At 62.9% G+C, this 25,163-nt stretch carries 21 protein-coding genes; 4 read left to right on the top strand and 17 right to left on the bottom strand.

Annotated elements, in window-relative coordinates; all coding sequences use genetic code 11:
• Positions 1-65: 65 nt before the first annotated feature.
• The 11 genes from aspS to IAG25_RS26390 form a co-directional block, all read right to left on the bottom strand.
• Positions 66-1,868, bottom strand: coding sequence for an aspartate--tRNA ligase (gene aspS, locus IAG25_RS26440; RefSeq protein ID WP_187607472.1), 1,803 nt, complete (start codon positions 1,866-1,868; stop codon positions 66-68).
• 93 nt (positions 1,869-1,961) lie between these two features.
• Complete coding sequence (locus IAG25_RS26435; RefSeq protein ID WP_187607471.1) at positions 1,962-2,624, bottom strand: DUF502 domain-containing protein; 663 nt, start codon at positions 2,622-2,624, stop codon at positions 1,962-1,964.
• 132 nt (positions 2,625-2,756) lie between these two features.
• Positions 2,757-3,113, bottom strand: a complete 357-nt coding sequence (locus tag IAG25_RS26430) for an FmdB family zinc ribbon protein (RefSeq protein WP_187607470.1) — start codon at positions 3,111-3,113, stop codon at positions 2,757-2,759.
• A 142-nt stretch (positions 3,114-3,255) separates the two neighbouring features.
• Positions 3,256-3,873 carry a methyltransferase domain-containing protein gene (locus IAG25_RS26425; protein ID WP_187607469.1) on the bottom strand — a complete coding sequence of 206 codons (618 nt, stop codon included), beginning with the start codon at positions 3,871-3,873 and terminating at the stop codon, positions 3,256-3,258.
• An 11-nt stretch (positions 3,874-3,884) separates the two neighbouring features.
• A complete protein-coding gene (ubiB, locus tag IAG25_RS26420; protein ID WP_187607468.1) occupies positions 3,885-5,456 on the bottom strand; it encodes a ubiquinone biosynthesis regulatory protein kinase UbiB in 1,572 nt (523 codons plus the stop codon).
• A 22-nt stretch (positions 5,457-5,478) separates the two neighbouring features.
• The gene (locus tag IAG25_RS26415; RefSeq protein WP_187607467.1) at positions 5,479-6,150 is read right to left on the bottom strand and encodes a ubiquinone biosynthesis accessory factor UbiJ; all 672 of its coding nucleotides are present in this window, start codon (positions 6,148-6,150) and stop codon (positions 5,479-5,481) included.
• A 169-nt stretch (positions 6,151-6,319) separates the two neighbouring features.
• A complete protein-coding gene (locus IAG25_RS26410; protein WP_187607466.1) occupies positions 6,320-7,333 on the bottom strand; it encodes a Tim44 domain-containing protein in 1,014 nt (337 codons plus the stop codon).
• A 25-nt stretch (positions 7,334-7,358) separates the two neighbouring features.
• Positions 7,359-8,090, bottom strand: coding sequence for a bifunctional demethylmenaquinone methyltransferase/2-methoxy-6-polyprenyl-1,4-benzoquinol methylase UbiE (ubiE, locus tag IAG25_RS26405; protein WP_187607465.1), 732 nt, complete (start codon positions 8,088-8,090; stop codon positions 7,359-7,361).
• 84 nt (positions 8,091-8,174) lie between these two features.
• Complete coding sequence (locus IAG25_RS26400; RefSeq protein ID WP_187607464.1) at positions 8,175-8,582, bottom strand: gamma-butyrobetaine hydroxylase-like domain-containing protein; 408 nt, start codon at positions 8,580-8,582, stop codon at positions 8,175-8,177.
• Positions 8,583-8,591: 9 nt separating this feature from the next.
• On the bottom strand, positions 8,592-9,026 hold the full coding sequence (locus IAG25_RS26395; RefSeq protein WP_035497633.1) for an HIT family protein: 435 nt from the start codon (positions 9,024-9,026) through the stop codon (positions 8,592-8,594).
• Between the two features lie 36 nt (positions 9,027-9,062).
• On the bottom strand, positions 9,063-13,157 hold the full coding sequence (locus IAG25_RS26390; protein ID WP_187607463.1) for a DUF3683 domain-containing protein: 4,095 nt from the start codon (positions 13,155-13,157) through the stop codon (positions 9,063-9,065).
• Positions 13,158-13,683: 526 nt separating this feature from the next.
• Here IAG25_RS26390 and ilvA point away from each other — a divergent pair.
• The 3 genes from ilvA to queF are packed head-to-tail and all read left to right on the top strand — an operon-like array spanning position 13,684 to position 16,949.
• Entirely contained in the window at positions 13,684-15,207 is a 1,524-nt protein-coding gene (gene ilvA / locus IAG25_RS26385) for a threonine ammonia-lyase, biosynthetic (RefSeq protein ID WP_035497941.1), read from the top strand.
• Positions 15,208-15,213: 6 nt separating this feature from the next.
• Positions 15,214-16,128 (top strand): 5'-nucleotidase, encoded by a 915-nt coding sequence (locus IAG25_RS26380; RefSeq protein WP_187607462.1) that lies wholly within the window; start codon positions 15,214-15,216, stop codon positions 16,126-16,128.
• Positions 16,125-16,949 carry an NADPH-dependent 7-cyano-7-deazaguanine reductase QueF gene (queF, locus tag IAG25_RS26375; protein WP_187607461.1) on the top strand — a complete coding sequence of 275 codons (825 nt, stop codon included), beginning with the start codon at positions 16,125-16,127 and terminating at the stop codon, positions 16,947-16,949. The genes IAG25_RS26380 and queF overlap by 4 nt, the downstream gene beginning before the upstream one ends.
• Before the next feature lie 123 nt (positions 16,950-17,072).
• Here the strand turns inward: queF and IAG25_RS26370 are convergent, their stop codons facing one another.
• The 4 genes from IAG25_RS26370 to IAG25_RS26355 form a co-directional block, all read right to left on the bottom strand.
• Positions 17,073-18,506 (bottom strand): trypsin-like serine protease, encoded by a 1,434-nt coding sequence (locus IAG25_RS26370; protein ID WP_187607460.1) that lies wholly within the window; start codon positions 18,504-18,506, stop codon positions 17,073-17,075.
• 274 nt (positions 18,507-18,780) lie between these two features.
• Entirely contained in the window at positions 18,781-19,161 is a 381-nt protein-coding gene (locus IAG25_RS26365) for a RidA family protein (protein WP_187607459.1), read from the bottom strand.
• A 31-nt stretch (positions 19,162-19,192) separates the two neighbouring features.
• Entirely contained in the window at positions 19,193-20,677 is a 1,485-nt protein-coding gene (locus tag IAG25_RS26360; protein ID WP_187607458.1) for an N-acyl-D-amino-acid deacylase family protein, read from the bottom strand.
• Between the two features lie 2 nt (positions 20,678-20,679).
• On the bottom strand, positions 20,680-21,567 hold the full coding sequence (locus IAG25_RS26355; protein WP_035497626.1) for a MurR/RpiR family transcriptional regulator: 888 nt from the start codon (positions 21,565-21,567) through the stop codon (positions 20,680-20,682).
• A 145-nt stretch (positions 21,568-21,712) separates the two neighbouring features.
• Here IAG25_RS26355 and IAG25_RS26350 point away from each other — a divergent pair, with 145 nt between their 5' ends.
• Positions 21,713-22,987 (top strand): amino acid deaminase, encoded by a 1,275-nt coding sequence (locus IAG25_RS26350; RefSeq protein WP_187607457.1) that lies wholly within the window; start codon positions 21,713-21,715, stop codon positions 22,985-22,987.
• Here the strand turns inward: IAG25_RS26350 and IAG25_RS26345 are convergent.
• A complete protein-coding gene (locus IAG25_RS26345) occupies positions 22,984-23,454 on the bottom strand; it encodes a MarR family winged helix-turn-helix transcriptional regulator (protein ID WP_187607456.1) in 471 nt (156 codons plus the stop codon). The genes IAG25_RS26350 and IAG25_RS26345 overlap by 4 nt on opposite strands.
• A 17-nt stretch (positions 23,455-23,471) precedes the next feature.
• Complete coding sequence (locus IAG25_RS26340) at positions 23,472-25,067, bottom strand: MDR family MFS transporter (protein WP_187607455.1); 1,596 nt, start codon at positions 25,065-25,067, stop codon at positions 23,472-23,474.
• Positions 25,068-25,163 lie beyond the last annotated feature (96 nt).

Genomic DNA, 25,163 nt, shown 5'->3' with positions numbered 1-25,163 from the left:
TGTAACGCAAAAAACGAAAAAGGCGCACTCGGCGCCTTTTTCATCACATCGACAACGAAAGCTGCTTAGTGCGCCTTCTGCTCCGGCTGACGCAGACGGATGTGCAACTCGCGCAACTGGCGCTCGTCTACTTCGCTCGGCGCCTGCGTGAGCAGATCCTGCGCGCGCTGCGTCTTCGGGAACGCGATCGTGTCGCGGATCGAATCGGCGCCGGACATCAGCGTGACGATGCGGTCCAGACCGAACGCGATACCGCCGTGCGGCGGCGCGCCGTACTGGAGCGCGTCGAGCAGGAAGCCGAACTTCAGACGCGCTTCTTCCGCGCCGATCTTCAGCGCGCGGAACACCTTGCTCTGCACGTCTTCCTGGAAGATACGCACCGAACCGCCGCCGATTTCCCAACCGTTCAGCACCATGTCGTATGCCTTCGCGAGGCAGCGGCCCGGATCGGTTTCGAGATACTCTAGGTGCTCGTCCTTCGGGCTCGTGAACGGATGATGCGCGGCCACGTGGCGGTTCTCTTCCTCGTCGAACTCGAACATCGGGAAGTCGATGACCCACAGCGGCTTCCAGCCGGTTTCGAGCAGGCCGGTCGTCTTGCCGAATTCCGAATGGCCGATCTTCAGGCGCAGCGCGCCGAGGCTGTCGTTCACGACCTTCGCGCGATCCGCCGCGAAGAAGATGATGTCGCCGTCTTGCGCCGCCGTGCGCTCCATGATCGCCGCGAGCGCCGCGTCATGCAGGTTCTTGACGATCGGGCTTTGCAGGCCGTCGCGGCCACGGGACTTGTCGTTGACCTTGATCCACGCGAGGCCCTTCGCGCCGTAGATGCGCACGAATTCCGTGTAACCGTCGATGTCGCCCCGCGACAGCTCGCCACCCTTCGGCACGCGCAGCGCAGCGACACGGCCGTCCTTCGAGTTGGCCGGCATGCTGAACACCTTGAAGTCGACGTCCTTCACGGCATCCGTGAGATCGGCGAATTCGAGCTTCACGCGCAGATCGGGCTTGTCCGAACCAAAGCGGCGCATCGCTTCCGAATACAGCATGACCGGGAATTTCGCGGGCAGAGTGACATCCATCGTCTCCTTGAAGACGTGGCGGATCATCTCTTCGAACAGATCGCGGATTTCCTGCTCGGTCAGGAACGAGGTTTCGCAGTCGATCTGCGTGAATTCCGGCTGACGGTCGGCGCGCAGGTCTTCATCGCGGAAACACTTGGTGATCTGGTAGTAACGGTCGAAGTTCGCGACCATCAGCAACTGCTTGAACAACTGCGGCGACTGCGGCAGCGCGAAGAACTGACCCGCGTTCACGCGCGACGGCACGAGGTAATCGCGCGCGCCTTCCGGCGTGCTCTTGGTCAGCATCGGCGTTTCGATGTCGATGAAGCCTTGCGCGTCGAGATACTTGCGCACTTCCATCGCGACGCGATAGCGCAGGCGCAGGTTCTTCTGCATTTGCGGACGGCGCAGGTCGAGCACGCGATGCGTGAGTCGCGTGGTCTCCGAGAGGTTGTCGTCGTCGAGCTGGAACGGCGGCGTGACCGATGCGTTCAGCACGGTCAGCTCATGGCACAGCACTTCGATCTTGCCGCTCGTGAGGTTCGCGTTGACCGTGCCTTCAGGACGGTCGCGCACGACGCCTTTCACCTGCACGCAAAACTCGTTGCGCACGCCTTCGGCCACCTTGAACATCTCGGCGCGGTCCGGATCGCAGACGACCTGAACGAGCCCTTCGCGATCGCGCAAGTCGATGAAGATAACGCCACCGTGGTCGCGGCGGCGATGCACCCAGCCGCACAGCGAAACGGTTTGGCCCAGGCGGGCCTCGGTCACCAGACCGCAGTATTCAGATCGCATCGACATGATGTTGTGTCTTTCGTTGTTCGTTGATCAACGGCTCGCGCGTTCGGGCCTCGCTCTTTCGTTCGGCGGACTCCTGGCTCGCGCGTGCCGGCATTACATCGGCGGCTCGGTGGGGCGGCGGGCGGGCGCGACCGGCGCCGGCGCGCTCGGGGCGGGAGCCACCACGCCCATCGAGACGATGTACTTCAGTGCGGCGTCGACGGTCATGTCCAGTTCGACGACTTCGCTTTTCGGCATCATCAGGAAGAAGCCGGATGTCGGGTTCGGCGTCGTCGGCACGTAGACGCTCACGTGCTCTTCGTCGAGGTGGTTCAGCACGTCGCCGCCCGGAATGCCTGTCAGAAAGCCAATGGTATACGAGCCCTTGCGCGGATATTCGATCAGGAGCGCCTTGCGGAACGCGTTACCGCTCGAAGAGAGCAAGGTGTCGGACACCTGCTTGACGCTCGTGTACAGCGGCCCGACCACCGGAATGTGCCTCAGGATGGCGTCCCACCATTTCACGAGCTTCTGGCCGACGAAATTCTGAGTCAGCAGTCCGACGATGAAAATGAATGCGATCGTCAGCACGGCGCCGACGCCCGGCAGATGGAAGCCCACGACGCGCTCGGGCTGCCACGATTCCGGCAGGAGCTGAAGCGTCTGGTCCATCGTCCCGATGACGAGGCCCAGCACCCACAAAGTGATCGCGAGCGGCACCAGCACGAGCAGGCCGGTGAGGAACACGGATTTCAGCGTAGTCTTTTTTGTCGTCATTTACACGGGGCGGAGGCTGCGCCGGCTCGACTGTGTCGAAGATCCGGCTTGGCAGGCGAGCCGCGCCCAATTGCGCGGTCGGCGAGGTCATCTACGCGACATATGGCCAGGCGGACGTGGCGACCCGGCGTTTCAGGCTGCGTCCGACGATGCGGACGCGCCCGCAGCAGGCTTGGCGGCATCCGACGATGACGTAGTACTGGCCGGCGTTGCGTCGCCCGAATTCGAGCTGCCGGAGCCGGACGAAGAAGCGTCATCCGATTTCGCCGCCGGCGCGTTCGCCGCGTTGCCCTTCGCGCCGTTGTTGCCGCTTCGGAAATCGGTGACATACCAGCCGGAGCCTTTCAACTGGAATCCGGCGGCGGTCACCTGCTTCGAGAAAGCGTCCTTTCCGCAGGCGGGACATTGCGTGAGCGGCGCATCGCTCAGTTTCTGAAGCACGTCTTTTTCGTGGCCGCAGTGTGCGCAGCGGTACGCGTAAATCGGCATGGCACTCTTCCTACAATGATCTGTCGACGCTTGCAAAGCCTTGAATTATAGCCGCAAACTCGACCCGCCAATCTCGGGACGACGCGCGCAAGCTTGAGCCCCATATATCGGGGCGCCGTCGAAGGATTTCAAGATGGCCGGTTCAGATACGTCGCCAGGTCATCCAGCGTTCGCGGCCGGCGAATACGGGAATCGAGCCGCTCACCTCCCGGTCTTCGATCAATTCGAAGTGCGGCGTCAGCAGCGCGTCCAGTTCGCCACGCTCGATGCCGAACGGCGGCCCTTTCAGTGTCGATCCGATGAAAAAGAAACCGGCGAGCAGCGCGCCCGGTTTCAGCAAGGCTGCCATCCGGATGGCGTAATCCTGCCAGCGGACTTTCGGCAGCGCGCACAGAAAGGCCCGCTCGTAGACCCAATCGGGTGAGAAAGGCGGCTCGTAAGCAAAAAAATCCGCCTCTTCGACGACGCCCGCATGCGCGCCGAGTTGCGCGCGCGCCGCCTCGACGGCGCCCGCGGAGAAATCGATCGCGCGCACCGGCCAGCCGCGCTCGGCCAGATAAAGCGCTTCGTATGCGCTGCCGCAGCCGGGAATCAGCACATTCTGCGCATTGCGCGACGCGACGAAGGCCTTGAACGCTTCGGGCACGCCAGCCTGATCCCACGGCGTGAACTGCTGGCCAAAGCGTTCGTCCCAGAACCCTGGCGAATTCGGATCGCGGTTTTCGAAATCGGGAACATCGGGATTCGTCGGATCGCTCATGATGTCGGCCTTCAGGGATGAAGAAAGAACTGCGCGACCACGACACCCGCGCCCGCCATCGCGACCAGACCGGCGACGAGCAGCGTCACGAGCAGGCGGTTCGTGCGCTTCTGCTCGGCGAGAAGCATCCGCATGAGTTCGTCGCTGCCGCTCTTCGGCGAATCGTGCTGCTCCGCCAGGATATGGTGAATCAGCCGCGGCAACTGCGGAATGGTCTTGCTCCACTGCGGCGCTTCCATCTGCAGGCGCTCGTACCAGCCGCGCCAGCCGATCTGCTCGTTCATCCAGCGTTCGAGATACGGTTTGGCCGTCTTCCACAGATCGAGCTCGGGATCGAGGGAGCGCCCCAGCCCTTCGACGTTGAGCATCGTCTTTTGCAACAGCACGAGTTGCGGCTGGATCTCGACGTTGAAGCGGCGCGACGTCGAGAACAGGCGCATCAGCACCTGCCCGAGCGAGATGTCCTTCAGCGCGCGATCGAAATACGGCTCGCAAACCGCGCGAATCGCACTCTCCAGTTCCTCGACGCGCGTGCTCGGCGGCACCCAGCCGGATTCGAGGTGCAGCGTCGCGACACGGTGATAGTCGCGCTTGAAGAACGCGAGGAAGTTCTGGGCGAGATAATTCTTGTCGAAGTCCGACAGCGCCCCGACGATACCGAAGTCAAGCGCGATATAACGCCCGAAGGTCGCCGGATCGAGGCTCACCTGAATGTTGCCGGGGTGCATGTCGGCGTGGAAGAAGCCGTCGCGGAACACCTGCGTGAAGAAAATCTCGACGCCTTCGCGCGCGAGCTTCGGAATATCCACGCCGGCCGCGCGCAAGGTCTCCACCTGGCTGATCGGCACGCCGACCATGCGCTCCATGACGAGCACCGTCGGCGCCGACAAATCCCAGTACATCTCCGGCACGAGCAGCAGATCGAGGCCCTGGAAATTCCGGCGCAACTGGCTGCCATTGGCGGCCTCGCGCATCAGGTCGAGCTCGTCGTGCAGATATTTGTCGAATTCCGCCACGACTTCGCGTGGCTTGAGGCGCCGGCCGTCCGCCCACAGACGCTCGGCCCACGTCGCAATATCGCGCAGCAGCGCGAGGTCGGAGTCGATCACGGGAAGCATGCCCGGACGCAGCACTTTCACCGCGACGGCCTTGCCCGCATGCTCGCCGTTCCTGATCTTCGCGAAATGCACCTGCGCGATCGACGCGCTCGCCACCGGCACGCGCTCGAAATCGTCGAACAGTTCGTCGATCGGCGCACCGAGCGACTTTTCGATGATGGACACCGCCACCGCCGAATCGAACGGCGGAACCTGATCCTGAAGCTTGGCGAGTTCATCGGCGACATCGACGGGCAAAAGATCGCGCCGCGTCGACAGCACCTGGCCGAACTTCACGAAGATGGGTCCGAGGCTTTCCAGCGCGAGCCGCAGACGGATTCCGCGTTCGATGTCGAACCTGCGGCCGAAGGTCGTGATGCGCATGAGAAGGCGCACGCGACGATCGTCGATACCGCTCATCACCAGCTCATCGAGCCCGAAGCGGACGATCGTGAAAAAAATCTTGAGAAAACGCAGAAAACGCATGGTTCGAATTCGCTTCAGCTCGTTATTCGTGCGAGTCGCGCACTGACTCGCCGCCGGATCGCGCTGAGGCGCCGCTCGCCGGCCGTGGTTGTCCGGACGGTTGTCCGGTTTGTTGTTCGATCCTCTCGATGCGCTTTTCGACGCGCGCAAGCGCATCGCGCGTTCTCGAAAGCTCGGCGTTGAACGCGTCGAGCGCGCTCTTGCGCACGAGTTGCGGGCGCTCGTCGAGGAAATATTCGGTGAAAGTGTCCAGCAGATTCCGCCCGGTGCGCTGCGCCTGCTCCTGCACCGCCCGCGCGACGAGTCCCACGCGATGCGCGGGTGCATCGCCGATCACGCGCGCCAGATCTTCTTCGGGATCCCAGCGCAGATGCTCCGCGAGTTTTGCGAGCGTCGTTGCGAATTCCGCGTCGCCTTCGATCCGCACATGCTTCATCACCGCCGCTTGCCCGCCCTGCAGAAACACAGGCAGCGCATCGAGCAGCACGGCGATCGTCACATCGAATGCGCCCGCCTCGGCGTCGGTGGTTGCCGCGAAGAGGCCGTCGGGTTGCACCACGAGCGCGATCGAAACCGGCGTGCACGACAATTTCACTCGCTTGCCTGCATAAGGCTTCAAGCGCTCGAGCGCCCATGGCTCGCGCACGAGCAGATGATTCACGGCGGCCGCGAATCCACTGGATACGGTCTTCAAGGCGGGATTTGCTGCGGGACGGGCGGATTCGTCTGCGTTCGTCATCGGCTGTGAGATGAAAAAACCCGCGCGAGACGCTTCTCGCGCGGGTTTCTATTCTACCGCCGCAACCGGCAAACACACTGACGGTTGCCGACACCCGGCCATTCGGCCGAGGGCGCGGTCAGGCTCAGCTGACCTGCTGAATCCCTGCCAGCAGCCAGCCTTCGTTGCCGGACTTCTGCTTGGACAGGTTCCATACCTCGACGAACGGCTCGGCCGCCGCACCTTCCGACTCGCGGATGAGCCCGTGGAAGCGCACGCTCGCGAGATACTCGTTCGCGCGATCCTCGACGCCGAGCAGATCGGCGTTGAGCTGCACCACATCCGTACGATTCGGCGCGCTGCCGCGGGCATCGACGTCGAGCTTCACTTCGGCGAACATTTCGGGCGTCGTGAATTCGCGGATGTCGTTGACGTTCCCGCGATCCCACGCGTCCTGCAGCCGCACGAAGTAGACCTTCGCGTTACGCACGAATGCGTCTGTGTCGAAGCCGGCCGGCACGTTCGGATTCACGGCCTGCTGCTGCACCGGAGATTCGATGTAATTCGCGCCGAAGCCCGTCGGCTGCTGCGGCACTTGCGGCGGATCCTGATTCAGGCTCGTGCGCGTGGTCGCGCCATACGGCGAACCCGAGGCTGAACCGGCGCCGGCGTACGCAGGCGTGTTATTGCCCTGACGCTTGCGCATGATGAAGCGGAACAGCATGACGGCCGCCAGCACGATCAAGGCGATCATGATCATGTTGGCCATCGCGCCGGCGAACGCTTCGCCCAGCCCGAAGTGCGACAGCAGCGCCGCGATACCCAGACCCGCCGCGAGACCGGCGATCGGCCCCAACCAGCGATTACGCGCGGGTTGCGCCGCTGCTGGCGCAGCCGGTGCGGGTTGCGCGCGCTGAGCCTGCGCCGCCTGACCGGCCTGCCCCTGCTGCATGGATTGCGATGGCGGCGTCGCCTGATGCTGCTGCGTCGCCGTGGCCGACTGCCGGCCCATGCTGCGGCCAGCGCCCATGCGCTTGGCTTCCGCCGTTTCCGCGAAGATTGCGCCGGCCGCAATAACGCCAGCCAGCGCCAAGATTCCGGCCTTCCTGAAGAAGAGGTTCAGGAAACCCCGGGATTGGGGTTTGCGCGAATCGAACATATCGAATCCTTTTGAGAGTGGAACATCAAAATTTTGTCCCGACGTGTAACGCTACCACGCCACCTGACAAATTGTAATATTCGACTCGATCCAGGCCCGCTTGTTCCATCATTGTTTTCAAAGTTTCCTGGTCCGGGTGCATGCGAATAGACTCCGTCAGGTACCGGTAGCTGTCCGCATCTTTGGCCACTTTTTCGCCAAGCCACGGCAAAATCTTGAAACTGTAGATATCGTACGGCTTTTTGAGCGGTTCCCACACTTTCGAGAATTCCAGAACCAGCAATCTTCCGCCCGGCTTGAGCACACGCGTCATTTCCGCCAACGCACGATCCTTGTGCGTCATATTACGAAGTCCGAAAGCAACCGTAACGACATTGAAATAATTGTCCGGGAAGGGAATCTTCTCGGCGTCGCACAGCAGCGCGGGCGTCAGCACGCCTTTGTCGATCAGCCGGTCGCGGCCCACGCGCAGCATCGATTCGTTGATGTCCGTGTGCCAGACTTCGCCCGTTTCGCCTGCCTGTTTGGCGAAGGCCATTGCCAGATCGCCCGTGCCGCCCGCGATATCCAGCACCTTGTAGCCCGGCCGCACCTTGGCCTGCCCGATCGTGAAATGCTTCCAGATCCGATGCAGTCCGCCGGACATCAGGTCGTTCATCAAGTCGTAGTTTCCCGCGACGGAGTGGAACACGCCCGCCACTTTCTTCGCCTTGTCCTGCTCGTCGACCGTTTCGTATCCGAAGTGGGTCTTGCTCATCGCGCTCTTTCCTCGCCTGTTGTTCGTTCTATGTATGCGCAATCGTCGCGCCGCCCATGCGGCGTTATGCCGCGGCGTTGATGCTCAGTGGCAATGGCCGCCGGACGGCTTGGCGGCCATCGGCGTATCGCGGTCCACGCCCGCGGCTTCCAGTTTCCCCAGATACTCGCGCCACAAGTCTTCCTGGCGCGTCGCCAGGTCGTGCAGGATGTCCCAAGAATAGATGCCCGTATTGTGGCCGTCCGAAAAATTCAGTTGCAGCGCGTAATGCCCCACCGGATCGATGCCGATGATCGTCACCTCGCGCTTGCCGGTCTGCAGCGTTTCCTGGCCCGGTCCGTGGCCCTGAACTTCGGCGGAAGGCGAGTAGACACGCAACAACTCGAACGGCACGCGATACGACTCGTCGCCGTATTGCAGTTCGAGCACGCGGGATTTCGAATGCACGACGACGCCGGTGGGAATCGGCGTCGTTGAAGTGAGTCCGCTCATGGTCTTGCCTTATTGATGGCCGAACGCCTGGTTCAGCTCGTTGCGCACCTGTTCGCGCAAGAGCGTCGCCTGCGCGCGGCGCTTCGATAGCTGCGATTCGGAGACCGTGCGCTGGCGCGGCGCCCAGATCGGCAGAGGGAAGCGGGAGTCGTTGGAAAAGCGTGGAATGATGTGCCAGTGGACATGCGGCACCTGATTGCCGAGGCTCGCGAGATTGATCTTCTCCGGCACCAGCACGCGGCGCATCGCGCGCTCGACGCCGTTCACCGCCGTCATCACGCGCGCGCGGTCGCCATCCGACAAATCGGACATTTCGGCGACATGCGCGCCCCAGATCACGCGGCACAGGCCCGGCCAGTCGGGCTCATCGGCAAGGACGACGCGCAACGCGTCGTCCGACCAGAGTACCTCGCCGCCGTCTTCACGACAAAACACACAGTCCATCTCAAACCTCTAGCGAATCAAACCTCGATTTCGCTATTACACCAGCACGCGCTCGATACCGCCATTGTTCGCGCGTTCGACGTACTGTTCCATCCAGTTCTCGCCGAGCACCTTGCGCGCCATTTCCACGACGATATAGTCCGCCTCGATGTTGGCGTCCTCGTTGTAGCGCGACAGGCCTTGCAGGCACGACGGGCAGCTCGTGAGAATTTTCACGTCCTGACCATTCGGTTGCGGGCCGTCGCCGGCCTTGAGCACCGAGCCCGGTTGCGCGCCCGCCGCGCCGGCCGCCGCGTTCGACATGTTGATCGCGTTCGCGCCCGCTTCCGCGACGAGCGGAATGCCGCGCAGCCTGGCCGCGCCCTTGCGGATCTCTTCTTCCTTGCGGAAACGCACCTGCGTCGAAATATCGGGCCGCGTAACCGCGAGCGTGCCCGACTCGCCGCAGCAGCGATCGTTCTTCTCGATCTTGTAGCCGTCGTTTTGCGAACCCATCAGATCGTTGACGAGCTTCACCGGGTCCATCGTCTTGATCGGCGAGTGACACGGGTCGTGATACATGTAGCGCGTGCCCGTCACGCCGTCGAGCTTGATGTTCTTCTCGAGCAGGAATTCGTGAATGTCGATGATCCGGCAGCCCGGGAAGATCTTCTCGAATTCATATCCCGCGAGCTGGTCGTAGCAGGTTCCGCACGACACGACCACGGTCTTGATATCGAGATAGTTCAGCGTATTCGCGACCCGATGGAACAGCACGCGATTGTCCGTGACGATCTTCTCGGCCTTGTCGTACTGCCCGGAGCCGCGCTGCGGATAACCGCAGCACAGATAGCCTGGCGGCAGCACGGTCTGCACGCCCGCTTCCCACAGCATGGCCTGCGTCGCGAGCCCGACTTGCGAGAACAGACGCTCCGAACCGCAGCCGGGGAAATAGAACACGGCTTCCGAATCGACGGTGGTCGTCTTCGGATTGCGGATGATCGGAACGATCTTGTTGTCTTCGATATCCAGCAGCGCGCGCGCCGTCTTCTTCGGCAGATTGCCCGGCATCTTCTTGTTCATGAAGTGGATCACCTGCGTGACCACGGGCGGCTTGCCGACCGTCGCGGGCGGTTTCGCCGTCTGCTTCTTCGCGAATTTCTTCAGCACGTCGTTGCCGAAACGCTGCGCCTTGTAGCCGACACCCATCATCGCGGTACGGGCGAGATTGATGGTCTGCGGATTGGTCGCATTGAGGAAGAACATGCCCGCCGCGTTGCCCGCGTTGAACTTCTTCTTGCCCATCTTGCGCAGCAGATTGCGCATGTTCATCGTGACATCGCCGAAATCGATCTTCACCGGGCACGGCGTCACGCATTTGTGGCAGACCGTGCAGTGATCGGCGACGTCGTTGAACTCGTCCCAATGCTTGATGGACACACCGCGGCGCGTCTGCTCTTCGTACAGGAACGCTTCGACCAGCAGCGAAGTCGCGAGAATCTTGTTGCGCGGGCTATACAGCAGGTTCGCGCGCGGCACGTGTGTCGCGCAAACCGGCTTGCATTTGCCGCAGCGCAGACAGTCCTTGATCGAATCGGAGATCGCGCCGATATCCGACTGCTGCATGATGAGCGATTCGTACCCCATCAGCCCGAAGCTCGGCGTGTACGCGTTTCGCAGGTCCGCGCCTTCGAACAGCTTGCCCTTGTTGAAGCGTCCGTGCGGATCGACGCGCTGCTTGTACGCGCGGAAATCGCCGATTTCCTCTTCGGTCAGGAACTCCAGCTTGGTGATGCCGATGCCGTGCTCGCCCGAGATCACGCCGTCGAGCGAACGCGCGAGCTTCATGATGCGCGCCACCGCGTGATGCGCGTCCTGCAGCATCGCGTAGTTGTCGGAATTGACGGGGATGTTGGTGTGCACGTTGCCATCGCCCGCGTGCATGTGCAGCGCGACGAACACGCGGCCGCGCAACACCTGCTTGTGGATGGCCTGCGCTTCGTCGAGGATCGGCTTGAATTCGCCGCCGTTGAAGATCTGGCGCAGTTCCCCGCGAATCTCCTGCTTCCACGAGATGCGCACCGTGCGGTCCTGCGCGACGTGGAAGATGTTCGCGTCCGGCTGCACGTCGACGCGATCCGCGAACTTCTCCGCAAGCGCCGCGTAGCCGAGATTGACGAGATAGTGCTGCGCCTCGCGCAAAGGCATGTCGAGCTTTTCGCCGACGAAGGTCCAGCGCTCGCGCACGCGTTTCAACAGATCGAGCGCCTGTTGCACGCGATCTTCGAGCAGCTCGGCGCTGGGAATTTCGTTCGCGTCGTCGGTCTTGCCGAGCGGCAGCTTGCCGGTGCGGAAAAACGCTTCGAGCGCATCGACGAGTTGCAGCTTGTTCTTGATCGACAGCTCGATATTGATCCGCTCGATGCCGTCCGTGTACTCGCCCATGCGATTGAGCGGAATCACGACGTCTTCGTTGATCTTGAACGCGTTCGTGTGCTTCGCGATCGCGGCCGTGCGCGAGCGGTCGAGCCAGAAGCGCTTGCGCGCCTCGGCGTTCACCGCGACGAAGCCTTCGCCGCTCTTGCCGTTCGCCATGCGCACGACTTCGGAGGTCGCGGCGGCGACGGCATCGGCGTCATTGCCGACGATATCGCCGATCAGCACCATCTTCGGGAAAGCATTGCGCTTGCTCTTGGTCGCATAGCCGACCGCGCGCAGATAGCGTTCGTCGAGGTGCTCCAGACCGGCCAGGATTGCGCCGCCCTCTTTCGACGTTTCGAACAGATAGTCCTTGATCTCGACGATGCTCGGAATCGCGTCGCGCGCCTGGCCGAAGAATTCGAGGCAGACGGTGCGCGTGTGCGCGGGCATCTTGTGCAAAATCCAGCGCGCGGACGTGATCAGCCCGTCACAGCCTTCTTTCTGCACGCCCGGAAGGCCGGCGAGGAACTTGTCGGTGACGTCCTTGCCGAGCCCTTCCTTGCGGAACGTTCGGCCGGTGATGTCGAGGTTTTCGCTGCGCAGAAGCTTCTCGCCCGGCGGACGATTGCCGTCGAACCAGTCGAGCCGGAAGCGCGCCACTTCGACGTCGTGAATCTTGCCGCAGTTGTGATCCAGACGCGTGACTTCGAGCCAGTTGCCTTCCGGGTCGACCATGCGCCACCACGCAAGGTTGTCGAGCGCCGTGCCCCACAGCACGGCCTTCTTGCCGCCCGCGTTCATCGCGACATTGCCGCCGACGCAGGATGCATCGAGCGAAGTCGGATCGACGGCGAACACGAAACCCGCCTGCTCCGCCGCTTCCGTGACGCGCCGCGTGACGACGCCCGCGCCGGAGAAAATCGTCGCGACCTTGTGATCGACGCCCGGCAGATCAGTCATTTCGACGGGACCGAGTTGCTCGAGCTTTTCCGTGTTGATGACGGCGGAGAACGGCGTGAGCGGAATCGCGCCGCCGGTATAGCCGGTGCCGCCGCCGCGCGGAATCACGGTCAGGCCCAGTTCGAAGCACGCCTTGATCAGACCGGCGATTTCACCTTCGGTGTCCGGCGTCAGCACGACGAACGGATATTCGACGCGCCAGTCGGTCGCGTCGGTGACGTGCGACACGCGCGACAGGCCGTCGAACTTGATGTTGTCCTTCTGCGTTTCGCGGCCCAATACGCGCGACGCGCGGCGGCGCAAGTCGGCCATGCGGCCGAACTCGGCGGCGAAATCGTCGACGGCGCGGCGCGCGGCGGCGATCAGCAACTGCACGCGCCCGGCGCGCTCGCGGCTGCCGGCTTCGTCGCTGTGGGCGGTGAGATCGGCGCTGCGGCGTTTTTCGATCTCCGCGAGCCGGTGATTCAGCGCCTCGACCAGCAGCGCGCGTCGCTTCGGGTTGTCGAGCAGGTCGTCCTGCAGATACGGATTGCGGCGCACGACCCAGATATCGCCGAGCACTTCGTACAGCATGCGCGCCGAGCGGCCCGTGCGGCGCTCGTTGCGCAGTTCGTCGAGCACGGCCCAGGCTTCGTCGCCCAAGAGCCGCATGACAATTTCACGATCGGAAAACGACGTGTAGTTATAGGGAATTTCGCGCAGACGGGGCTCGGCATCGAGCGCCAAGGCGGCATGGGCGCCGTTCGGATCGAAGGCTTGAGGTGCGTTCATGTTCGACGGTTCGGTGTGCCGGCGCTCGCGCTTCGAAAAGCGGAAACGCCGACGATGCGCGTGGGGGCGCAAATTTTCGAATGAAACTTATCTTGGCGAAGGCCGCCGGGTCACGCAGCGCGGAACTCAGCGAGGTGAACTCCATTCACGGCGCCTTCGATGTGCCCTGGATCAACGCCACGATCGCGCGTGGCGCGCATGCCGCTCGGCCGCCGGGTGCGACGCGCGGGAGACATGCGCCCAAAAATCGATCCGAAGCTGCCGGTGCATCTGCCGATCCTGATTGCTGATTCGTAAAAGGAAATTCTAACCCATCGCGGTGGCGCGCGTTCGCGGTTGCTAGCAGCGAGAAGGGGCATTTGCGTGCGCATTCGCGACGCGTTCGTGTCATTTTCGACGCTGTTTTGCACGACCGTCCGGACGGTCGAAACGCATGGCGTGCCCGGAAAGCGCGCGGTTGGCGCTATGATTGATGCTTTCGCCCTCAAAAAACCGCGCGCACCATTGCCGCGTGACGATTCCTCGCATGACACATCCCGACTACCTGAAGAAAGTGCTGACCGCGCGCGTGTACGACGTCGCGCGGGAGAGCGAGCTCGAACCCGCGCGCATCCTGTCGGCGCGTCTGCGCAATTCCGTGTTCCTGAAGCGCGAGGACAACCAGCCGGTGTTCTCCTTCAAGATTCGCGGTGCGTACAACAAGATGGCGAATCTGTCGGCGGACGAGCTTGCGCGCGGCGTGATCACGGCGTCGGCGGGCAATCATGCGCAGGGCGTGGCGCTGTCGGCGGCGCGTCTCGGCTGCCGCGCGGTGATCGCCGTGCCGACCACGACACCGCAAGTCAAGATCGACGCGATCCGCGCGCACGGCGGGCCGACCGTCGAAGTGGTGCTCGCGGGCGAGTCGTACAGCGACGCCTATGCGCGCGCGGTGCAGCTTCAGGAAGAGCGCGGCCTGACTTTCGTGCATCCGTTCGACGATCCTGACGTGATCGCCGGACAGGGCACCATCGCGATGGAAATCCTGCGCCAGCACCAGGCTCCGATTCACGCGATCTTCGTGCCGATCGGCGGCGGCGGACTCGCGGCGGGCGTCGCGGCGTACATCAAGGCGGTGCGGCCGGAGATCAAGGTGATCGGCGTGCAGACCGAGGATTCCTGCGCGATGGCGAAGTCGATCGAAGCGGGCGAGCGCATCACGTTGAGCGAAGTCGGCCTGTTTTCGGACGGCACGGCGGTGAAGCTCGTTGGCGAGGAAACATTCCGGCTGTGCAACGAACTGCTCGATGAAGTCGTCACCGTGGATTCCGACGCGCTCTGCGCCGCGATCAAGGACGTGTTTCAGGACACTCGCAGCGTGCTGGAACCGGCCGGTTCCCTCGCCGTCGCGGGCGCGAAGCTCTATGCGGAACGCGAAGGCATCGAAGGCAAGACGCTCGTCGCGGTGACGTCGGGCGCGAACATGAATTTCGACCGCATGCGCTTCGTCGCGGAGCGCGCGGAAGTCGGCGAGGCGCGCGAAGCCGTGTTCGCCGTGACGATTCCCGAAGAGCGCGGCAGCTTCAGGCGCTTCTGCGAGCTCGTCGGCACACGCAGCGTGACCGAATTCAACTACCGCATCGCCGATCAGAGCGCGGCGCATATCTTCGTCGGCGTGCAGATCAAGTCGCGCAAAGAAACGGCGCAGATGATGACGTCGTTCATCGAGCATGGTTTCGCGACCGTCGATCTGTCCCACGACGAACTCTCGAAGCAGCACATCCGCTACATGGTCGGCGGCCGTTCGCCGCTCGCGCAGGACGAACGCCTGCTGCGCTTCGAATTCCCTGAGCGCCCGGGTGCGCTGATGAAATTCCTGTCGTCGATGGCGCCGGAATGGAACATCAGCCTGTTCCACTATCGCAATCAGGGCGCGGACTATAGCTCGATTCTCGTCGGCATTCAGGTGCCGCAGTCGGACAACGCGGAGTTCGAGCGCTTCCTCGCGACGCTCGGCTATCCGTGGTGGGACGAAGGCGCGAACCCGGTGTACAAGCTGTTCCTGGCGTAAGCGGCAATGCCGAAGTTCACGCTCGAAGACAAGCTCGTCGTCGCGATTTCGTCGCGCGCGCTCTTCGATTTCGAGGAAGAGAACCGCGTCTTCGAGACGGGCGATCTCGCGCAATACGAAGCGTTGCAACGCTCGCGGCTGGAGACGCCCGCGAAACCGGGCGTCGCGTTCGGGCTGATCCGCAAGCTGCTCGCGCTGAACGCGGACGAGCAGCGCGTGGAAGTGGTGATTCTTTCGCGCAGCGATCCGATCAGCGGTCTGCGCGCGTTTCATTCGTGCCGAGAACATGGTCTCGCGATCGAGCGTGGCGTGTTCACGCGCGGCCGTTCGCCGTTCGCGTATCTGAAGCCGCTGCGTGCGTCGCTGTTCTTGTCGGCGAATCCGGACGATGTGCGGGCCGCGCTCGCCGCCGGTTTTCCCGCTGCGCGCGTGCTGCCGGAAACGCCACGTGCAGCGAGCCGTTATGCGGACGAGATTCGCATCGCGTTCGATGGCGACGCCGTTCTGTTCTCCGACGAAGCCGAGCGAGTGTTTCAAAGCGAAGGGCTCGGCGCGTTCGTCGGCCACGAAACGAAGAAGAAGGATTCGCCGCTTCCGGGCGGACCGTTGAAGCCGCTGCTGGCGGCGTTGAACAAGCTGCAGCGCATCGCCGACGACAACGAAAGCAAGTCGCCGATGCACATCCGCACCGCGCTCGTCACCGCGCGCTCCGCGCCCGCACACGAACGCGCGATCCGCACGCTGATGGCCTGGGACATCGAAATCGACGAAGCGATGTTTCTGGGTGGCCTCGACAAGGGCGAATTCCTGCGCGAATTCGAGCCCGACTTTTTCTTCGACGATCAAATTCGCCACTGCGAATCGGCTCGCGTCGTGACTGCGACGGGGCACGTTCTCAGCGGCATTGCGAACGCATCATGACACCCGACCAATCTCCGCTCGGCAAGCCCGTCCACTACACCGAACAGTACGACGCATCGCTGCTGTTCCCGATCGACCGCAAGCGCGCGCGCGATTCGATCGGCGTGCCTGCGCGGCTGCCGTTCTTCGGCACGGATATCTGGAACGCCTATGAATTGTCGTGGCTGAACCGGCGCGGCAAGCCGCAGATCGCGGTCGCGACGTTCTTCGTGCCGGCGGACTCGCCGAATATCGTGGAGTCGAAGTCGTTCAAGCTGTATCTGGGCTCGTTCGCGCAGACGCCGTTCGATTCCATCGATGAAGTGCGCGCCGCCATCAAGCGCGATGTGTCCGCGATCTGCGGCGCGACGGTATCGGTGCAGCTCGCGGCGCCCGGCGATTTCGGCAAGCTGGCGATGGAGGAATTCGAGGGTTTGTCGCTGGACCGTCTCGATCTCGATTGCGATGTTTTCTCGCCCGATCCTTCCTTGCTGAAGGCGACTCATGACGAAGCACCGACGGATGAGACGCTGTTTTCGAATCTGTTGAAATCGAATTGCCCGGTGACGGGACAACCGGATTGGGGCAGCGTGCAGATCCGTTATTACGGCGGGCAGATCGATCATGCGGGGTTGCTGCGGTATATCGTTTCGTACCGCGGACATACGGGGTTTCATGAGCAATGCGTGGAACGCATCTTCATGGACATCATGCGGGAGTGCAAGCCGGAGCGGCTTGCTGTGTATGCGCGGTATACGCGGCGTGGCGGGCTCGATATCAATCCGTTTCGGACGAACTTCAATTTGCCGATGCCGGATAATGCGCGGCTCGCGCGGCAGTAATTCTGCGACGGCTTGGCCAATGGGTAGGTAGCGTGATTCGCGGTCGTTAGCGCGCCACCGCTTCGGGCCATGCAGCCAGCGCGCATCTCGGCGCGCGCCGCGTGGCCCGTCGTCAATCCGGTGTTACTGCTGAACGACTCGCATCGACCTTGGCCGCGAGAAGTCCAGGTCCTCACCGTTCCATGCTCTTGCCTTTTTCAGCTCCCAGTTCTGGACCAGGCCGGGAAACGTCGCAACCCGGTTATACGAAAGGTTGTCCCAGTCCGATAGCATCACCCCAAGTCCCGGCGGAGCTTCCACCTGCACTTCCTGCGCATAGATCCAGGCGGGCAACGCGTAACCCGACCGCTGCCCCGCGGGCAAACAATACTTCGCGGCGCTCGCCAGGCTGACGATACAACCGACCGGTGTCGTATCGCGCACGACAGCCATGGAACGCGGTTGCGAGAAATCGAGCATTTGCCCGTTCGCCGCCTTCACGCTTTTCAGCCCACTGTTCTCCACAGTCCCGATAAAGTTCGCAACCCGGGCGTAGGAAAGGTTGTCCCAATCCGAAAGCGTGACCGCGGCGCCCGGTGAGGCATCGACGTAGACATCGTTCGCGTAGATCCACGAAGGTAGCGAGTAGCCCGACGAAGCCCCCACCGGCAAGCAATACCGCGCACCCGTATTGAGGCTGACGATGCAGCCTTCCGGCTGTTCGCTCGACAGGAAGCGCGCGTCCGGATAGACCGACTTGATCCAGCCCGCCCATTTCGAAACGCGCGCGGCATTCGAGACATATTCGCTGTTGGTATTGATCGCCCCGACGATCACCGCCTTGCCGTCGCGAATCTGCCACGCGGCCGATCCACTGTCGCCCGACGCAACGCGCGCCCAACTCGGTGAAGGCCCGACTGGCTGGTACGCCGCGCCGATTCCGTAGTCCGACTCGAAGACGCGATCGATCCGACTGCGGCCATACAGGCGCCGCTCGCCGTCCTGCGGCCAGAAACCATTGTCTTGCATGCCCACACCCCAGGCCCCGTAACCGACGTAGATGACGTCGCGGCCCTGTTCATCCATCGCATCGTTCAGAATGGGCCGCTCGAGTGGCCTGCCCGCGGCGTCGAGCAATGGATTGCGTGAAGGCAATTTCAGAATGGCGATATCGGTCGACGCGCCGCCCAGGCCTTGCGGTATGTTGACGCGCTGCGGCGGTACATAAGCGGTGCCCTGGCCCGATGCGATCACGCGTCCACCCGGCGCCGTGAACGTCCTGTTGACCGAGGTTTCGGTTGCGGAATACCCGGAGCAATGCGCGGCGGTCAGGATGTAACTCCAGCCAGCCTTGTCGCCGAGCCACGTTCCGGTGCATCCGCCAAGATCACCGACGCCGCTCCACGGCGCCTGGTAACTGAACGAGCGCAATGTGTTGTTGTGCGTCTTGATGCTGTTCGCTACGTTCGATACATCGCCGCCGTAAGATTTGAAGGTTGCCTCATCGATATACAAAGCTTGTGCCGACGAGCAAATCGCCAGCGCGGCCAGCCCAGCGCTCCAGATTTTCTTCTTCATTCCTGATTTTCTCTTTTTTGGACTTGATTAATCACCACATCAAGTCGTTTGACGGCCTGATTACTCAGGATGCCAAAATTTTTTATGGAAGTTCCCCGATGAACATCAAAATTCACCGAGAGATGAAGAATACCGCTGAGGTGCTGAAAAAATCCGCTGACAAATTCTTAAATGACGACGCAAGACCAACGCGTGGCATCAGAAAGAACGTCGAATCATAGGGGCAGTGCACGCGTGTTCCGCCTTCGAAAAGCCGGAACACGCGCTCAGCAGTTCAGGGCTTCTTATAAGCCACGCAATCCACCTCGACCTTGCAGTCGATCACCATCGACGCCACCACACAAGCCCGCGCCGGCGGATTCGCGCCGAAGTACTCCTTGAACACCTTGTTGAACGACGCGAAATCGCGCGGATCGTCCAGCCACACGCCGCAGCGCACGACATCTTCCGTGCCGTAACCCGCTTCCTTCAGAATCGCGATCACGTTCTGAATCGCCTTATGCGATTGCTCGACGATGCCGCCGTTGATCACCTCGCCGTTTTCCATCGGCGTCTGGCCCGACACGAACAGCCAGCCATCCGCCTGAACCGCGCGTGCGAACGGCATATGCGCGCCGCCTTGTCCCTTGCCACCTTCCACGCCATAACGCTTCATCGTCCTGCTCCTTTTTCAATAACCCAAGAATTCAAAACGCGCCCTGCGCATCGAGCTTCGATGCCGCCCCGCGCGCCACGAAACGTCCCGCGCGCGCGCCGGTCACGGCTTGCTCGCGATACGTCAAAACGCCATTCACCCAAACCGCGTCGATGCCGTCCGCCGCCTGCTGCGGCTTCGCGAACGTCGCGGCATCGCGCACACGCTCCGGATCGAACACGACCAGATCCGCGTGATATCCGACCTTCACCTCGCCGCGCTCGGCCAGACTGAAACGCCGCGCCGTCAGACTCGTCATCTTGCGCACGGCTTCTTCGAGCGGCATCAACGCCGTATCGCGCGCGTAATGGCCAAGCACGCGCGGAAACGCGCCCCACAAACGCGGATGCGGCAGCGGATCGTTCGGCAGGCCGTCGGAGCCGATCATCGTCGCGGGATGCGAGAGGATGCGCCGCACGTCGTCTTCCGACATGTTGTGATACACCGCGCCCGCCGGCTGCAGGCGCTTCGCCGCTTCCTGCTGACTGACTTTCCATTCGTCGGCGACTTCGCGGATCAGCTTGCCCGCCATTTCCGGATGCGGCGTCGACCATGTGATCGTGATGTCGATGTCGCCGGTCACCTGCTTCAGATCGAGCGTCGACGAACTCCGGTTGTACGGATAACAATCGCAGCCGACCGGCTGGCCATCGCGCGTCGTCTCGATCGACTTCAGCACTTCCGTGCTGCGCCCCCAGTTCGACGGCCCCGCGCACTTCAGATGCGAAATCACCACCGGCACGCGCGCATGACGGCCGACGCGATACGCCTCGTCCATCGCGTCGAGAATCGCGTCGAATTCGGTGCGCATGTGCGTCGTGTAGAGCGCGCCCGCTTTGGCCAGCGGCTCGGCCAGCGCCTGCACTTCCTCCGGCGGCGCGCTGAACGCCGATCCGTACGCGAGCCCGCTCGACAAGCCGAGCGCGCCGTTATCCAGCGCTTCTTCGAGCTGCGCGCGCATACCCGCGACTTCATCGCCGCTCGCCGCGCGATCCAGCCGGTCCATATGATTGTTGCGCAGCGCCGTATGCCCGATCAAAGCGCCGACATTCACCGCCGGACGCGCTTCGTTGACCGCATCGACATACGCGGCGAAGGTCGGATACTTGAACGCGGCGGCGTCGCCGAGCAGGTTCATCGGATCGGGCGGATCGCCCTTCAGCGTCACCGGCGACGCGCTGATCCCGCAATTGCCGACAATCACCGTCGTCACGCCCTGCGTGATCTTCGGCATCATCTGCGGCGAGCGGATCACGTGCGTGTCGTCGTGCGTGTGGACGTCGATGAAACCGGGCGCGAGCACTTTGCCCTCGGCGTCGAAGGTTTCGTCGGCGCTCCAGCCGGACAGGCCGCCCGGCGCAACGATCGCGACGATGCGCCCGTCGCGCACGGCAACATCGCGTTCGACGGCGGGCGCGCCCGTGCCGTCGATCAGGCGCGCGCCGACGATCAGTGTGTCGGCTTTCAACGATTCCATGATCAGTCTCCCAAGGGTTGACGCTCGCCGCCGCCGCGATGCGAATCGAGCGCGTGTTTCATGCGGCGCAACAGTTCGCGGCTGTGGTCGGCCTGCTTGACCGCCAGTTCGGTGACGAGCAAATCGAGCGCCATCATCATCGCGTAGCGGGACGACGACGGTTTGTAAATGAAATCGGATTCGATCGCGATCACCGGAATCAGCCAGTCCGCGAGCGCGCCCAGCGGCGACGCGGGCGCGGTGAGCGCGATCACGCGCGCGCCGTACTGCTTCGCGAGCTGACAGCTTTCGACCATCTCCGGCGTCTGCCCCGTCACTGATAGCGCCACCACGACATGTTCCTTCGATAACGTCGACGCGACCATCCGCTGCAACAGCCCATCCTGATACGACGCGACCGGCCGGCCGAGCCGCACGAGACGAAAGCGCATCTCGTCGGCGAGCGCGGTCGAACCGCCGCCCATGCCGAACACATAGATCATCGATGCCGCGGCGAGCGCGTCCGCGGCTTCGGCGATCGGCGACGCCGCAAGCGCGCCCTGATTCTGCGCCAGCGTCGCCTGCACTTCCTCGAAGATGCGCGCGGCGAGCGAATCGGGCACGGCATCCGGCTCGCGCTTCAGGAAGCGCTGACCTACCGCGGCCGCCTGCGCGAGCCGCAGCTTCAGTTCGCGCACGTCCACGCAGCCGACCGCCTTCGCGAAACGCGTCACGGTGGCGATGCTCACTTCCGCCTTGTCGGCCAGCGCGCCGATGCTCGCGCGCGATGCGCCCGTCAGGTCGTCGAGAATCAGCGCGGCGACCTTGCGCTCGGCGCTGCGCAACTCGGGCGCGCGCTCCGCGATGCGTGCGACGATGTCGAAACTGAGCATGTCGGCGTGGCCGTTCATATCGGATTGCGGGTTTACGTGATGGCCGTGTTACTAAATAACATTTCCATCGCGGATGCTACTTTGGTTAACATAGCACCGTCAACTCTGATGCGCATCGAGTCGTGCACAGGGCTTATTTAAACGGACGATGGAGTAGTAGCACATGAAAGTTACAAACTATCAGAACGCGACGATCGACCCGTTCGGCAAGGGTCTCGGCATGGTGCCGGGCACGAGCATCCAGTTGAACGACGCGTCGCGCCTGCAATGGAGTCTGCTCGAAGAGGACGTGAGTCTGCCCGCCGCCGTGCTCTATTCCGATCGCATCGAGCACAACCTGAAATGGATGCAGGCGTTCGTCGGCGAGTACGGCGTGAAGCTCGCGCCGCACGGCAAGACGACGATGGCACCGCAGCTCTTTCGCCGTCAGCTCGACGCCGGCGCGTGGGGTATCACGCTCGCGACCGCGCATCAGGTGCGCGCGGCGTATCGCGGCGGCGTGCATCGCATCCTGATGGCGAATCAGCTCGTCGGCAAACGCAACATGGGCATGATCGCCGAGTTGCTCACCGATCCGAATTTCGAGTTTTTCTGTCTGGTCGATTCAGCCGATGGCGTCGACCAGCTCGGCGAATTTTTCAGCTCCGTGCGCAAGAAGCTGAACGTGCTGATCGAGCTCGGCGTGCCGGGCGGACGCACCGGCGTGCGCGACGACGCGCAGCGCGATGCGGTGCTCGCCGCGATCACGCGCTGGCAGGGCACGATCGAGCTCGCGGGCATCGAATTGTATGAAGGCGTGCTGCAGGACGAAACGAAAGTTCGCGAGTTCCTGCAAAGCGCCGTCGATACGACGCGCAAGCTGATCGCGGAAGGCAAGATCGCGCGCAAGCCCGCGATTCTCTCGGGCGCGGGATCGGCGTGGTATGACGTCGTCGCCGACGAATTCGCGAAGGCCAATAGCGACGCGATCGAAGTCGTGCTGCGTCCGGGCTGCTATCTGACGCATGACGTCGGCATCTACAAGAAGGCGCAGAACGAAATCTTCGCGCGCAATCCGATCGCGAAAAAGATGGGGCAAGGTTTGAAGCCGGCGCTGCAGTTGTGGGCGTACGTGCAGTCGATTCCGGAGCCGGATCGCGCGATCATCGGGCTCGGCAAGCGCGACTCCGCGTTCGATGCAGGCATGCCCGAGCCGGCGAAGCATTATCGTCCGGGCAATGAAGCGCCGCGCGACGTTTCGCCCGACGAAGGCTGGGAGATTTTCGGTCTGATGGACCAGCACGCGTACCTGCGGATCAAGCCGGGCGACGACGTGAAGGTCGGCGACATGATCGCGTTCGACATCTCGCACCCGTGCCTGACCTTCGACAAGTGGCGTCAGGTTCTCGTCGTCGATCCGAAGTATCGCGTCACCGAAGTGATCGAAACGTTCTTTTAAGCTTTTTCTTCGACGGCGGCCGCTTGTGACGCATTCGCGGCCGCGACTTCCTGAATGCGTCGCTCGAACATGTGAAGCGCGCTCGACAATGCTTCGATCGCCTCATCGGGCAGCGAGGCCATCGTGTCGTGCAGAAACGCGTTGCGACGCGGCAGGCTCTCTTCGGCCATCGCGCGCCCTTGCGCCGTCAGCGTGACATTCGATACGCGGTTGTCGCGTGCATCGACGCTGCGCACGATCCAGCCGAGTCCTTCCAGCGTCTTCAGTTGCCGCGTCAGCGCGCCCGGGTCCACCTTCAGACGTTCGACGAGTCGCTTCTGCGACAGCACGCCCGCGTGCTCGTGCAACGCGAGCAGAATGCGCCAGCGCGGCATCGGCTGGCCGACGGCCGCTTCGAACGCCGACATGAACGCGCGATACGTGCGCCCGAACTGCTGCACCACGGCGATACGGTCCTGTTCATTCATGCTTTCGATTTCCGTAGTCATTCGGCGAGGATGACGGGTTCCTGCGGCCCTTTCAGGCGCACCGGCGGCACGCGGCGCGACTGCCACAGCGACACCACCGCGACCAGCGCCGCCAGCGCCAGGCCGATGTGAATAGCCGCGACGAGCGCCTCGCGCGCGGCTTCGAGCAACATCGCGCCGTTGTGGCCAGCAGCGGTCAGTTGCGAAAGCAGCGCCTGCTGTCCTTCGCGGTTGATGAGAATCTGCGGATCGGAGAGATCGCCGGCCCAGCGCAGCGCGTGATCTCGTTCGAGCGCGAGATTCACGCCGCTCGCGTACAGATGACTCACGAGCGTACCCGTGAGCGCGGTGCCGATCATCCCGCCGATCATGCGCAGCGATTGCAGCAACGCGGTCGCGATTCCGAGATGCGCGCGCCCTGCCGTCTGCTGCGCGAACACGGTGAGATTCGGCATCACGAAGCCGAGGCCCAGGCCGCCGAGCACCATGATCGCGAGCAACATCGAGCGCGGCATGTTGTGTGTGGCGACGACGATACCCAGACACGACACGGCGAGCAACGCGAAGCCGACATACAGCATCAGATTGGCGTTCTTCAGACGCGTGACGATGCGCCCGTTCACGATACTGCCGATCGTGATGAACACGACAAGCGGCGTGATCACGATGCCCGCGTCCTTCGGCGACATGCCGAAGCCGCCCTGGAACAGCAACGGCGCATAGAACAGCAGCGAGAACATCGTGAAACCGCCGAGAATCGCGAGCGTGAAGAGCGCGGCGAGCGCCTTGTTGCGGAACATGTCGACGGGCAGAATCGCGTAGTCGCAGCGCATTTCCCACTTCCATAGCGCGATGCCGGCAGCGACGCTCATCGCGAGCAGCGCGACGCTCTCGGCACTTACGCCATGCTTCGGCAGCATTTCGACGAACAATTGCAATGCGCCGAGCGCCACCGCGATGAGCACGGCGCCGGGCCAGTCGAGGCGCATCTTGCCTTCATGCGCAACGTGGCGCAGATGCGGCAGAAAGCGCCACACGAAAAAGAGCGAGACCACGCCCACCGGCAGGTTCACGTAAAACACCGAGCGCCAGCCGTAGTATTGCGTGAGAAAACCGCCGAGCGTCGGCCCGACCGCGTTGGCGATGCCGAACGCCGAGCTCATCAGCACTTGCCAGCGCAGGCGCACGACGTTGTCGGGAAAGAGATCGGCGATGCACGCGAAAGCAGTGCCGACGAGCATCCCGCCGCCGATGCCCTGCAACCCGCGCGCGAGCACGAGGAACATCATGCTGTTGGCGAGGCCGCAGAGCACGGACGCGACGGTGAACACGACGATCGACGCGATCACGAAGGGCTTGCGGCCGTAGTAATCGCCGAGCCGGCCGAAAATCGGCACGGTGATGACGGAAGTCAGGAGATACGACGTGGCGACCCACGCGTAGAGATCGAAGCCTTTAAGCTCGGCGACGATCGTCGGCAACGCGGTGCCGACCACCGTTTGATCGAGGGCGACGAGCATCGTGACGAACGAGACGCCCAGCATCGCCATGAGGGATTCGCGGAAAGGCAGAACCTGTCCGCTGGAATGATGCGCGGCTGTGTGAACGGCCATTTTTGTAAGCGCAATAATTGACTAGTCAACGGAAATGGAATCATAGCACGGTGAGGCACTCTAATTTTCGTGGCAATTCACCATTTACCGGACAGA

This window comes from Caballeronia sp. EK (assembly GCF_014384845.1).
Classification (GTDB): Bacteria; Pseudomonadota; Gammaproteobacteria; order Burkholderiales; family Burkholderiaceae; genus Caballeronia; species Caballeronia jiangsuensis.
This window is presented reverse-complemented; position numbering and strand designations above follow the sequence as displayed.

What these genes read in the sequence shown, in the direction of transcription:
- ilvA (WP_035497941.1), top strand. Translation starts at nt 13,684, where the DNA reads ATGACACATCCCGACTACCTGAAGAAAGTGCTGACCGCGCGCGTGTAC.
- IAG25_RS26425 (WP_187607469.1), bottom strand. Translation starts at nt 3,873, where the DNA reads ATGAGCGATCCGACGAATCCCGATGTTCCCGATTTCGAAAACCGCGAT.
- IAG25_RS26410 (WP_187607466.1), bottom strand. Translation starts at nt 7,333, where the DNA reads ATGTTCGATTCGCGCAAACCCCAATCCCGGGGTTTCCTGAACCTCTTC.
- queF (WP_187607461.1), top strand. Translation starts at nt 16,125, where the DNA reads ATGACACCCGACCAATCTCCGCTCGGCAAGCCCGTCCACTACACCGAA.
- IAG25_RS26435 (WP_187607471.1), bottom strand. Translation starts at nt 2,624, where the DNA reads ATGACGACAAAAAAGACTACGCTGAAATCCGTGTTCCTCACCGGCCTG.
- IAG25_RS26395 (WP_035497633.1), bottom strand. Translation starts at nt 9,026, where the DNA reads ATGGACTGTGTGTTTTGTCGTGAAGACGGCGGCGAGGTACTCTGGTCG.
- ubiE (WP_187607465.1), bottom strand. Translation starts at nt 8,090, where the DNA reads ATGAGCAAGACCCACTTCGGATACGAAACGGTCGACGAGCAGGACAAG.
- IAG25_RS26380 (WP_187607462.1), top strand. Translation starts at nt 15,214, where the DNA reads ATGCCGAAGTTCACGCTCGAAGACAAGCTCGTCGTCGCGATTTCGTCG.
- IAG25_RS26365 (WP_187607459.1), bottom strand. Translation starts at nt 19,161, where the DNA reads ATGAAGCGTTATGGCGTGGAAGGTGGCAAGGGACAAGGCGGCGCGCAT.
- ubiB (WP_187607468.1), bottom strand. Translation starts at nt 5,456, where the DNA reads ATGCGTTTTCTGCGTTTTCTCAAGATTTTTTTCACGATCGTCCGCTTC.
- IAG25_RS26360 (WP_187607458.1), bottom strand. Translation starts at nt 20,677, where the DNA reads ATGGAATCGTTGAAAGCCGACACACTGATCGTCGGCGCGCGCCTGATC.
- IAG25_RS26430 (WP_187607470.1), bottom strand. Translation starts at nt 3,113, where the DNA reads ATGCCGATTTACGCGTACCGCTGCGCACACTGCGGCCACGAAAAAGAC.
- aspS (WP_187607472.1), bottom strand. Translation starts at nt 1,868, where the DNA reads ATGTCGATGCGATCTGAATACTGCGGTCTGGTGACCGAGGCCCGCCTG.
- IAG25_RS26390 (WP_187607463.1), bottom strand. Translation starts at nt 13,157, where the DNA reads ATGAACGCACCTCAAGCCTTCGATCCGAACGGCGCCCATGCCGCCTTG.
- IAG25_RS26350 (WP_187607457.1), top strand. Translation starts at nt 21,713, where the DNA reads ATGAAAGTTACAAACTATCAGAACGCGACGATCGACCCGTTCGGCAAG.
- IAG25_RS26400 (WP_187607464.1), bottom strand. Translation starts at nt 8,582, where the DNA reads ATGAGCGGACTCACTTCAACGACGCCGATTCCCACCGGCGTCGTCGTG.
- IAG25_RS26340 (WP_187607455.1), bottom strand. Translation starts at nt 25,067, where the DNA reads ATGGCCGTTCACACAGCCGCGCATCATTCCAGCGGACAGGTTCTGCCT.
- IAG25_RS26355 (WP_035497626.1), bottom strand. Translation starts at nt 21,567, where the DNA reads ATGAACGGCCACGCCGACATGCTCAGTTTCGACATCGTCGCACGCATC.
- IAG25_RS26345 (WP_187607456.1), bottom strand. Translation starts at nt 23,454, where the DNA reads ATGAATGAACAGGACCGTATCGCCGTGGTGCAGCAGTTCGGGCGCACG.
- IAG25_RS26370 (WP_187607460.1), bottom strand. Translation starts at nt 18,506, where the DNA reads ATGAAGAAGAAAATCTGGAGCGCTGGGCTGGCCGCGCTGGCGATTTGC.